Genomic DNA, 11,242 nt, shown 5'->3' on the forward strand with positions numbered 1-11,242 from the left:
TCTTCCGGCGGGGCCTCTTCGCACGCGGAGGCGCCGGAGACACCGGAGACGCTGTGCCGGTGGGCCACCCGCGTCAGCCTCGGAGGACCTCCCGTAGCTGCCCGACGGTCGCGCGCCATTCCTCACCCCCTGCCTCGTCCCACAGCTCCGCCAGTTCGGACTCCCCGGACATGACCCGCTCCAGCGCCTAGACGGCGAGGGGCCGCAGCGGCGTCAGGTCGGGAAGGGGTTCCTCGGGGCCGTACACCGGATCGACGGGCTCGCCGCCGGGGCACTGTGCGGCGACCAGTGCGGCAGCCGCCACTGCCTGCTCGGCGTCGGGAGCCTCCACGTAGGCGTCGGCGCGGTCGCCGGAGCGGCCGTCGGGGCGGTCGTCGGTGGCGAGGAGGAGGCGCTCTCGGACGGCTGCCGGGCGGTTCTCCGCAGGGATCTCGTCCAGGGCGCCACCGAAATCGGCCGCGCTGTCGTTGTCGAAAGGGGCGGTTCCCCAGGTGCCCATGTGTGCCTCCCCGTCGGTCTCGGTGGTCCCCACCTTCGCACCCGGCACTGACAACGCCCCTGGCCTGCGGAATCTCCGTGATCGCTCACGGCGAACACGGGGTCGGGAACATTCGGTGGCTCATGTGCATTGAGTCGGCATAGCTCAACTTGACTGCCGAAGGGGAGATCATGGCTTCGTCGTCCTCAACGCTCACTCTGCCCGTGCTGCCGCTCGACGGCGAGGTCGTTCTGCCGGGCATGGTGGTTCCGTTGGATCTGAATGACGCTGATGTGCGGGCCGCGGTGGAGGCGGCGCAGGCCGCCGCGCGGAGCGAGCCCGGGAAGCCGAGGGTGCTGATGGTGCCCCGGGTGGACGGGAACTACGCGGGGACGGGCGTGCTCGGGACCGTGGAGCAGGTCGGGAGGCTCGCCGACGGGGACCCCGGCGCGCTGATCCGCGGACGCGCGCGGGTGAAGATCGGGGCCGGGACGACCGGACCGGGCGCCGCGCTGTGGGTCGAGGGCAGCCGGCTCGACGAGACACTGCCCGAGCCGCTGCCGGGGAGCGTCACCGAACTCGTCAAGGAGTACAAGGCGCTGGCCACGGCGTGGCTGCGCAAGCGCGGCGCCTGGCAGGTCGTCGACCGCGTACAGGCCATCGACGACGTGTCCGCGCTGGCCGACAACTCCGGTTACTCCCCGTTCCTGACCCTGGACCAGAAGATCGAGCTGCTGGAGACGGCCGACCCGGTCGCCCGCCTCAAGACGGCGACCCAGCAGCTGCGCGACCACCTCGCGGAGCAGGACGTCGCGGAGACGATCGCCAAGGACGTCCAGGAGGGCGTCGACAAGCAGCAGCGCGAGTTCCTGCTCCGCCGCCAGCTGGACGCGGTCCGCAAGGAGCTGCGCGAGCTGAACGGCGAGAGTGAGGGTGAGGAGTCGGACGACTACCGCGCCCGCGTGGAGGCCGCCGACCTGCCGGAGAAGGTCCGCGAGGCCGCCCTCAAGGAGGTCGACAAGCTGGAGCGGTCCAGCGACCAGTCCCCGGAGGGCTCCTGGATCCGCACCTGGCTGGACACGGTCCTCGAACTCCCGTGGAACGAGCGCACGCAGGACGTGTACGACATACAGGGCGCGAAGTCGGTCCTGGACGCCGAGCACGCGGGCCTGGAGGACGTGAAGGAGCGCATCACCGAGTACCTGGCCGTCCGCAAGCGGCGTGGCGACCGGGGCCTGGGCGTCATCGGCGGCCGGCGCGGGGGCGCCGTACTGGCCCTCGTGGGGCCGCCCGGCGTCGGCAAGACCTCGCTGGGTGAGTCCGTCGCGCACGCGATGGGCCGCAAGTTCGTCCGCGTCGCCCTCGGCGGCGTCCGGGACGAGGCGGAGATCCGGGGCCACCGGCGTACGTACGTCGGCGCGCTGCCCGGGCGGATCGTGCGGGCGATCAAGGAGGCCGGGTCGATGAACCCCGTCGTCCTGCTCGACGAGATCGACAAGGTCGGCTCCGACTTCCGGGGCGACCCGGCCGCCGCCCTCCTCGAAGTCCTCGACCCCGCGCAGAACCACACCTTCCGCGACCACTACCTGGAGGTCGAACTCGACCTGTCGGACGTGGTGTTCCTCGCCACGGCCAACGTCCTGGAGGCCATCCCGGAGGCCCTGCTCGACCGGATGGAGCTGGTCCGGCTCGACGGGTACACGGAGGACGAGAAGATCGTCATCGCCCGCGACCACCTGCTTCCGCGCCAGCTGGAGCGCGCGGGCCTGAACACCGACGAGGTCACCCTCGACGAGAGCGCGCTGCGCAAGCTCGCCGGGGAGTACACCCGCGAGGCCGGGGTCCGCACCCTGGAGCGGTCCATCGCGCGCCTGCTCCGCAAGGTCGCCGCCCAGCACGAACTGGGCGAGCGGGAGCTGCCGTTCACCATCCGGGACGAGGACCTGCGCGCGCTCATCGGGCGCCCGCACCACGTGCCGGAGTCCGCGCAGGACCCCGCCGAGCGGCGTACGGCCGTCCCGGGCGTGGCGACCGGTCTCGCGGTGACCGGCGCGGGCGGCGACGTCCTGTTCGTCGAGGCGTCCCTCGCGGACCCGGAGACGGGCGCGGCGGGCCTCACCCTGACCGGGCAGCTCGGGGACGTGATGAAGGAGTCCGCGCAGATCGCGCTCAGCTTCCTGCGCTCGCGCGGCGCCGAGCTGGAGCTCCCGGTCGGCGACCTCAAGGACCGGGGCGTGCACATCCACTTCCCGGCGGGCGCGGTCCCCAAGGACGGCCCGAGCGCCGGCATCACGATGACGACCGCGCTGGCCTCGCTGCTCTCCGGGCGGCTGGTCCGCACGGACGTGGCGATGACCGGCGAGGTGTCGCTGACCGGGCGCGTGCTGCCCATCGGCGGGGTCAAGCAGAAGCTGCTGGCCGCGCACCGGGCCGGGGTGAAGACCGTCATCATCCCCAAGCGCAACGAGGCCGACCTCGACGACGTCCCGGCGGAGGTGCTGGACAAGCTCGACGTCCACGCGGTGACGGATGTGCGGCAGGTGCTGGAGCTGGCGCTGACGCCCGCGAGGAACGAGGTTCCGCTGGCGGCGTGACGGGTGCCGGCGGAGTGGGCGGAGGCTCGGGTTCCCCTTGACGGGGGCCCGAGCCTCCGTACAAGTCCGTCCCCTGACAGGACCCCTACGCTTACCTGCGAAATACTGTCCGAACTGCGGCGATGAGCCGAGCGGACGACAGGGAGCACCGAAGTGAGTGACGACGGGAACGGCGGCGCCGTGGGAGGGGCCGACCGGGAGTTCCTCTCGCTGGAACGGGAGCTGACCGTGTTGCTGCGGCGGGCTCGCGCCAACCAGGGCGAGATGGCCCGCGAGGTGCACCCCGACCTGGAACCGGCCGCGTACGGGCTCCTCGTACGGCTGGAGGAGACCGGGCGGCGCCGGGCCACCGAGCTGGCCGCGTACATCGGCGTCGGCAAGGCGACGATGTCCCGGCAGCTGCGCGCGCTGGAGGAGCTGGGCCTCATCGCCCGCGAGCCCGACCCGGCGGACGGCAGGGCCTGGCTCGTCGAGCTGACGGAGGAGGGGCGGAGCAGGGTGAGCCGGGTGCGGGAGGCGCGCCGGGCGATCTACGTGGCGCAGCTCGCGCACTGGGACCGCGAGGAGGTCTCGGAACTGGCGAGGCTGCTGGGGGAGTTGAACCAGGTGATGGAGAAGTAGGGCAGGGCGCGCACGTGGGCGGGGCCGGGCCGGGGCCGCGCTCGGTGGCGCCGCGCGTGCACGTGGGCGGGGCCGCGCCGGGGCCGCGCTCGGTGGCGCCGCGCCCGCCTCTCGCCGATCCGCCCCGCGCTACAGCTCCACGTACACCGCGCTCGCGTCGTCGTGCGTCTTGCCGCGCCGCAGGAACACCCGCGCCTCCGCGTCCGCCGACTCCAACTCCCGTACGCGGGAGACGAGTCCGGCGGCGCCCGCCTTGCGGACGTACGTCAGCAGGTCGGCCCAGTCGCCCTCGTGGAACTTCTCCACCCAGCGGGTCGCGCCGTCCGTGAGGCCGAGCAGGGAGCGGACGGCGGCGCGCGGGACGCGTCCCGTCACCGCGCGGGCGGCCACGGACGGGTCGGCGGCGGCCGTGAAGAAGCCGCCCTCCTTGTTGCGGGCGCGGGCGTCGGCGACCTCGTCGGAGACGAGGAGTTCACGCGGGAGGCGGGCGAGCCGGTCGTCGAGGACCGGGGTGACCGTACCGTCGGGGGACTCCAGGAGGAGCGCCGCGTCGGAGAGGACCAGGTACTCGACGTACTCCGCACCCCACCGTGCGAGCGCGACCGTCGCCTGCGGGGTGCGCGGGTGAGAAAGGTCACAGGTTTGTGAATGGGAGGTCGCGGTTCGGTGGATCGCCCGGGACAACGCCTCGGTGAGCGGAACATCCGGGAGGGAAACGGTCAGTTCGGTCAGGGCCCCGCCGAGCCGCGCGGTGTACCAGGGCACGGTGTGGACGCACCCGGTCGGACCGCGCGGCGGCGTCACCCCGTCCAGCACGAGGAGCACACCCCCCTGCCCGGCTGCGGGAACGCAGAGCGCGGCGAAGTCCTCGTTGGGGCGGGCCGGATCGCCCGGCTCGGACACAAGTTCCGTACGCATCGGGTCAGTCTGCACGTACCCGCGCACACCACGGCCGAACGGCTCGCGATGATCGTCCCGTTGACGTTTCTTTGCAGGTCAGACGGGTGATTTGGGCGGGAATCGAGCCCTTGGGGAAGACGTGGCGGCGAATACTGCCAAAGCCCGGCGCCCGCGTCCAACCGACGGGCGGGGAAGCGGACCGGCGCGCGCCGGGGGAACTTGCCCGCCAACTCCCCTCCGATGTTCACTCCTTCGGGTGGCGGGTCAGGTGATGAGCGCTTCCCGCCCACCGGCACTGGGAGGGTCGGGGACCGTACCGGTTGTGCGCTGGTGTTGACCGAGCGTCATCCGGTCCCATGGGTACACGAGTTACAGGAATGCGAGCACCGGTGCAGAAGACGCGGCCTGGGCGCACAGAACAGTCGGCTTCCGGGGCAGGTTCGCCCGCCGGTGCGGCTTCTTCGGGTGCACCCGTCGGCAAAGGCCGGCCGACCCATGTGCGCAACCGGCTGATCATCGCCGTGGCCGTGGTGGCCGCCGCGATCGGCGCGGCCGGTACGCCGTCCGTGCTCGCGCTCTCCGCCGAACTCAAGGACTCCCAGGAGCTGGTGACGCTCGCCGAGCGCACCCAGGAGGCGCTGGTCCTCGCGCACTCCCTCGCCGACGAGCGCGACCAGGTCACCCAGTACCTCGCGACCGGCCGCGACAAGGAGAGCGCCCCCGACACGCAGGTCACCGCCCGCGTCGACCGGCAGCTCACCGACCTGCGCGCCGCCGGGAACCTCCCCGCCGCCGTCTCCGGCATCGCCGCGATCCGCAAGAACGCGCTCGACGGGAAGAGCACGCCGCTCCAGGCGCACGAGGCGTACTCGAAGACCATCACCGAGCTGCACCGCCTCGCCGAACAGCTCGCCCAGCAGACCCCGCCGCGCGCGGGCGCCGGTGCGTACGCCCTCGCCGAGCTCGACTCCGCCGTCCAACAGGCCGCCGCCGCCCGGGGATTGCTCGTCGCCGCACTCGACGTCCCGGTCGACGACGGCTACGACACGTCCGGCGCCGCCGAATCGCGCGACGCCCTCAGCGCCGCCGCCCAACAGGCCCGCCTGCGCTCGGACTCGGCGCTCGCGGACTTCCGCGAGACGGCCCCGCGGGGCATGGTCGACGCGTACGACTCGACCGTGACCGGCGGCGAGAACGACGCCGCCGAGCGGTACTTGACCCAGCTCACCGACCAACCGGTCCTCGGCGACGACGACTTGAAGGCCACGCCGGCCGCCGTGGACACGGCCCTGTCCGCCCGCATCGAGCTGATGCGCGGCGTCGAGGCGTCCCTCTTCGACCGCCGCACCAAGGAGTTGGAGACCCTCCGCGACGACGACGTCGCCGGGCTCGAACTGCGCGTCGCGCTGCTCGGGGCGCTCATGCTGGTCGCCGTCGGGGTCGCCACGGGCATGGCGCGCAGCCTCACCCGGCCGCTGTCCGCCGTACGCCGGGGCGCCGCGCGGCTCGCCGAGGCTGCCGAGCCCGGCGCCGAGGAACCCGTCAAGTTCACCGGCCGCAATGACGAGTTCGCCCAGGTCGTGCGGTCCGTCAACGCGCTGCACGCGCACGCCGCCGGGCTGTACGAGCGGATCGGCACGCTGGAGGCCGACCGCAAACACCTCGTCGGGCAGCGGCAGAAGATGGCCGACGCGCGCGAGGAACTCCGTACCGAACTCGCCTCGGTCACCGGGCAGTTGGAGCGGCTGCGGGCGTCCGTCGGGTCCACGTTCGGCACCCTCTCGCTGCGCACCCTCGGGCTCGTCGAGCGTCAACTCGCCGTCATCGAGGGGCTGGAGGAGCGCGAGCAGGATCCCGAGCGGCTCGCGACGCTGTTCAAGCTGGACCACTTCGCGACCGTCATGCGGCGGCACAGCGAGAACCTGCTCGTCCTCGCCGGGGCGGAGCATGTGCAGCAGCACCCCGGTCCCGTACCGCTCGTCGACGTCGTGCGGGCCGCTGTCTCCGAGATCGAGCGCTACGACCGGGTGCGGATCTCCTCCCTCCCCGCGCACGCCCATATCGCCGGGTTCGCCGCCGACGATCTCTCCCATCTCCTCGCCGAGTTGATGGAGAACGCGACCTCCTTCTCGCCGCCCGACCTGCCCGTCGAGGTCTCCGGCTGGCTCCTGGAGAACGGCGACGTCATGCTCTCCGTCCAGGACGAGGGGGTGGGCATCGAGCCCGCCCGCCGCGACACGCTGAATGCCCGCCTCGCCGAGTCCGACCCCGAGGTCCCCTTCGAGGGGGAGGGCGAGGACGGGCTCGGCCTGTTCGTCGTCTCCCGCCTCGCGGGGCGGCACGCTGTGCGGGTGCGGTTGCGGGGCCAGAAGAAGACGTCCGGGACCACCGCGGTCGTCGTCGTCCCCACCGCCGTACTGGCCCCGGCCCCGTCCGGAGCCGTACCGTCCGTCACGCCGGGGCCGGTTGCGGGCGGGGTGATCCTGCCGGGGGCCGATGCCGAGGTCAACTCGCATGTCATCGGGGGGCGTTCGCGGAACCGGGACCTTGCGGTGGAGTTGGCGGAGCGGGCGATACGGGAGGCGGGGGGTGGGGTTCCCAGCGAGGGCGAGACCGGGGCGGGGGGTTCTTCCCGGGTGGATGTGGAGGCCGGGGAGGACGGCGGGGCCGGGCTCGCGGACGCCGGGGGCGAGGGCGTTGAGGGGGAGAGCGGGGCGTGGACAGAGGGCTCTGGCGGGGAGGCTGGGGCGCGGGTAGAGGGCGCTGACGCGGAGAGCGGGGGCGCTGAGGCCGGGGTGGCTGAGGCCAGGGGAGCCCTCCAGGGCGCCGACGCCGAGGACGGCCGGGGAGGAACGCCGGAGCGAGCGGTTATGGCCGTTTCCCCGGCGGACCCCGATGCCGCGCCTCTCGACTCCGGCGAGGACGTTGAGCCTGCCGATGCCGATGCCGATGCCGGTGGCCGAGGTGAGGATGCGGAGTTCGCCGACGCCGGCGACCGTGTCGAGCACGCCGCCGCCGAGGCGGGTGACGGTGTCGTACGTCCTGCCGGTGCCGAGGTCGGAGATGGGGGCGTACGCGCTGTCGTCGCCGGCCCCGCGGCCTCGGACGGCGTCGAGCCCGACGGCCTCGCCGAACCCCCCGTCTCCTCCGAGACGACCATGGTGCTCGCGCTTCCGCCGGAGCCGCGCAGCGAATCGGGTCCGCGTGCCGCTGACGACCCGCGTGCCGGTCTCGATCCGCGCGCCGGCTTCGCTCCCCGCGCCGACACCGAGCCGCGTACCGACACCGGTCCGCGTACCGGCGCCGAGCCGCGTACCGAAGCCGAGCCGTACTCCGAGCCGGCGGAGCACTCCCGGGCCGAACCCGATGAGCAGGTCACCGCGAAGGGGCTGCCCAAGCGGACGCCCAAGGTGACCGCGCCCGAGGAGGTCGTGCGGCCTAGGGCGGCGGGCGGCGTCGATGCCGAGGCGCTGCGGAAGAAGCTGGGCGGGTTTCGGCGGGGGGCCGTCGCCGGGTACCGGGACGCCGAGTCGGAGATCGCCGAGGAGACGGTCAGAGGGGAGCTGCCTTCTCAACTGCCCGCTCAGGAGAGGGGAGTCGAGGGCAGCACGCATGGACATGCCGGGGACACCACGGGGGGCACCGTCGAGGAGGCAAGCAGTTGACCGCGCCCAGTACCTTCGGCCTGAGCAGCGAAGCCCGTAACCTGCACTGGCTGTTGAACAACCTCGTGGAGGAGGTCCCCGGCATCCAGTCGGTGGCGGTGGTCTCCTCCGACGGCCTGTTGCTCCTGTCCTCCGACCCGGGCGCCAACGACCGGGCGAAGGAGGGGAGTTCGAGCAGGCCGGCGGGCCCGCGAGGCTCGTCCGCCGACCTCGCCACGATCGTCTCCGGCATCGGCAGCCTGACGCTGGGCGCCGCCCGCCTGATGGACTTCGGCGGCGTGAAGAACACGATGGTCGCGATGGACGACGGCAGCCTGTGCGTGATGTCGATCAGCGACGGCTCCCTGCTCGGCGTACACGGCGACGCGGACTGCGACATGAGCGTCGTCGCGTACCACATGGCCCTGTTCGTCGGCCGCGTCGGACACGTCCTGACCCCCGAACTCCGCACGGAACTACGGAAGTCGCTGGAGGCGGAAGGAGGCGCGCGATGACCAGGAACCAACTCCCGGTACGCGGCGCCGGCCGACGCCCGGCCCGGGTCCGCCCGTACTCCCTGACCGGCGGACGCACCCGCTTCGGCCACGTCCTCCTCGTCGAGACCTTCGTCGCGGCGCTCGAAGCGCCCGAGGAACACAAGGAGTTGACGAACCGTCAGGAAGACTTCCGCGGCCTCCCCGAACTGGCCGCGATCGTCGCACTGTGCCGGCGCATGCGGACCGTGGCCGAGATCGCCGCGCTGCTGCGTATGCCGCTCGGTGTGGTCCGGGTCCTGCTGAGCGACCTCGCGGACCAGGGAAAGATCCGGGTGTACGGCACCGGTACCGCCCACGGTACGGGCCGTCCCGACCGCGCTCTGCTGGAAAGGGTGCTGAGTGGACTCCGTCGTCTCTGACCGCGTCCCCGGATGGGGAGTCGACGAGGACGAGAACCTGAAGTCCTGGCAGACGGACCGCACCCGCGCCCCCGTCGCCACGAAGATCGTCGTCGCCGGAGGCTTCGGCGTCGGCAAGACGACGCTGGTCACGGCCGTCTCGGAGATCACGCCCCTCCAGACGGAGGCGCTGATGACCCAAGCGTCCGCCGCCACCGACGACTTGAGCGCCACCCCGCACAAGCTCACGACGACCGTCGCGATGGACTTCGGCCGCCTCACCCTGGACGAGGACCTGGTCCTGTACCTCTTCGGTACCCCCGGCCAGCAGCGCTTCTGGTTCATGTGGGACGACCTGGTGCGCGGCGCCCTCGGCGCGGTGGTCCTCGCCGACACCCGCCGCCTGAAGGACTGCTTCCCGGCGCTGGACTACTTCGAGAGCTGCGGACTGCCGTACGTCGTCGCCGTCAACCACTTCGACGGCACCGAACGCTTCGAACCGGACGACGTACGCGAGGCTTTGACGATCCCTCAGAAAGTGCCGGTCGTCGTCATGGACGCCCGCCGCCGGATCTCCGTCATCGACACCCTGCTCTCCCTGGTGACGCACGCGCTCGACGAAACACCCGAATAGGAGCGACTCCCCGCATGCGGAAGATACTCGTCGTGGGGGCCGGCCAGTCCGGCCTCCAGCTCGCCCTCGGCCTCCAGCGGCACGGCTACGAGGTCACCCTGATGTCCAACCGGACGGCGGACGAGATCCGTTCGGGCCGCGTGATGTCCACGCAGTGCATGTTCCACACGGCCCTCCAGCACGAACGCGACCTCGGGATCGACTTCTGGGCGAGCCAGGCCCCGAAGATCGAGGGCCTCGGCGTCTCGGTCGCGGGTCCGGCCGGCGAGCGCGCCATCGACTGGCTCGGCCACCTCGACGGATACGCCCAATCCGTCGACCAGCGCGTGAAGATGGCCGGCTGGATGGAGACCTTCGCCCAGCGAGGCGGCCAACTGGTCATCCACGGCGCGGCAGTCGGCGACCTCGACTACTTCTCCCGTACGTACGACCTCGTCCTGGTCGCCGCCGGCAAGGGCGAGTTGGTGTCGATGTTCGCCCGCGACCCCGAACGCTCCCCGTACGACGCCCCGCAGCGCGCCCTCGCGGTCGCCTACGTCCACGGCCTGGGCCCGCGCCCGGAACACCCCGGCACGGAGGCCGTCCGCTGCAACCTGGTACCCGGCGTGGGGGAGTTGTTCGTCATGCCGACGCTCACCACGTCGGGCCGCGCGGACATCCTCTTCTGGGAGGGCGTACCCGGCGGCCCCGTCGACGCCTTCGACGGCGTCCAGGACCCCGCCGAACACCTGTCCCTCACCCTTGAGTTGATGAAGACGTTCCTGCCCTGGGAGTACGACCGGGCGCGCGACGTCGAACTCACCGACGCGGGCGCCACGTTGGCCGGCCGCTACGCCCCGACCGTCCGCAACCCCGTCGGGCAGCTCCCCGGCGGCGGACTCGTCCTCGGCGTCGCCGACGTCGTCGTCGCGAACGACCCGATCACCGGCCAGGGCTCCAACTCCGCCGCGAAATGCGCCGCTTCGTACCTCGCCGCCATCCTCGACCGCGGGGAGAAGGAGTTCGACGAGGAGTGGATGCGGTCCACCTTCGAGCTGTACTGGGACACCGCGCGGCACGTCACCAAGTGGACCAACGCGATGCTCGCGCCACCCCCGGAGCACGTCGTCGACCTCCTCGGCGCGGCAGGGCAGTCGCAGCCCGCCGCCGACCGGTTCGCCAACGCGTTCGACGATCCTGCGGACTTCGAGGACTTCTTCTACGAGCCGGAGAAGACGTCCGCGTACCTGTCGTCGCTGTCCTGACCCGGCGCGGGCCGGTCGTGGGCCGGCCCGTCGAGGGCCACCACGTCGGCGCCGGCCGCCAGGAGTTGCTCCGCAGCGCGCTGTCCGCCGTCGGCGGGGACCGGCGCGCCCGCGCGGCGTCGGCCCCGCGTGCCTAGATGATCGATTCCAAGGGGTCGGCTGCGCGCACAAGGGAAGGGAGCCCAACGTCGGTGTGTGAAGACAGAGTTGGACTCCCTCGCCACCGCACTCT

Annotated in this window: 8 protein-coding genes and 1 pseudogene; 7 read left to right on the top strand and 2 right to left on the bottom strand. The window is 72.3% G+C overall.

From position 1 onward, the window contains the following. Positions 1-73 precede the first annotated feature (73 nt). Positions 74-499, bottom strand: a pseudogene (locus PV682_RS33865) (DUF4259 domain-containing protein). Positions 500-669: 170 nt separating this feature from the next. On the opposite strand from PV682_RS33865, the gene lon reads away from it, so the two are divergent. Both lon and PV682_RS33875 read left to right on the top strand, forming a co-directional pair. Next, entirely contained in the window at positions 670-3,072 is a 2,403-nt protein-coding gene (lon, locus tag PV682_RS33870; protein WP_319735581.1) for an endopeptidase La, read from the top strand. Between the two features lie 153 nt (positions 3,073-3,225). Continuing rightward, entirely contained in the window at positions 3,226-3,693 is a 468-nt protein-coding gene (locus PV682_RS33875; RefSeq protein ID WP_319735582.1) for a MarR family winged helix-turn-helix transcriptional regulator, read from the top strand. Positions 3,694-3,822: 129 nt separating this feature from the next. On the opposite strand, the gene PV682_RS33880 is transcribed toward PV682_RS33875, so the two are convergent. Next, positions 3,823-4,611, bottom strand: a complete 789-nt coding sequence (locus PV682_RS33880; protein ID WP_319735583.1) for a protein phosphatase 2C domain-containing protein — start codon at positions 4,609-4,611, stop codon at positions 3,823-3,825. 371 nt (positions 4,612-4,982) lie between these two features. On the opposite strand from PV682_RS33880, the gene PV682_RS33885 reads away from it, so the two are divergent. Genes PV682_RS33885 through PV682_RS33905 form a run of 5 tightly spaced genes read left to right on the top strand, consistent with a single transcriptional unit; the run spans position 4,983 to position 11,010 of the window. After that, entirely contained in the window at positions 4,983-8,258 is a 3,276-nt protein-coding gene (locus tag PV682_RS33885; protein ID WP_407705786.1) for a nitrate- and nitrite sensing domain-containing protein, read from the top strand. Then, entirely contained in the window at positions 8,255-8,752 is a 498-nt protein-coding gene (locus tag PV682_RS33890) for a roadblock/LC7 domain-containing protein (protein WP_319735584.1), read from the top strand. Before PV682_RS33885 ends, PV682_RS33890 begins: the two co-directional genes overlap by 4 nt. Beyond that, the gene (locus PV682_RS33895) at positions 8,749-9,153 is read left to right on the top strand and encodes a DUF742 domain-containing protein (protein ID WP_055723884.1); all 405 of its coding nucleotides are present in this window, start codon (positions 8,749-8,751) and stop codon (positions 9,151-9,153) included. The genes PV682_RS33890 and PV682_RS33895 overlap by 4 nt, the downstream gene beginning before the upstream one ends. Then, positions 9,134-9,766 (top strand): GTP-binding protein, encoded by a 633-nt coding sequence (locus PV682_RS33900; RefSeq protein WP_319735585.1) that lies wholly within the window; start codon positions 9,134-9,136, stop codon positions 9,764-9,766. The genes PV682_RS33895 and PV682_RS33900 overlap by 20 nt, the downstream gene beginning before the upstream one ends. 14 nt (positions 9,767-9,780) lie before the next feature. Then, a complete protein-coding gene (locus PV682_RS33905) occupies positions 9,781-11,010 on the top strand; it encodes a styrene monooxygenase/indole monooxygenase family protein (protein ID WP_319735586.1) in 1,230 nt (409 codons plus the stop codon). Positions 11,011-11,242: the final 232 nt, after the last annotated feature.

This window comes from Streptomyces niveiscabiei, from assembly GCF_033794345.1.
In the GTDB taxonomy this organism is placed as follows: Bacteria; Actinomycetota; Actinomycetes; order Streptomycetales; family Streptomycetaceae; genus Streptomyces; species Streptomyces niveiscabiei.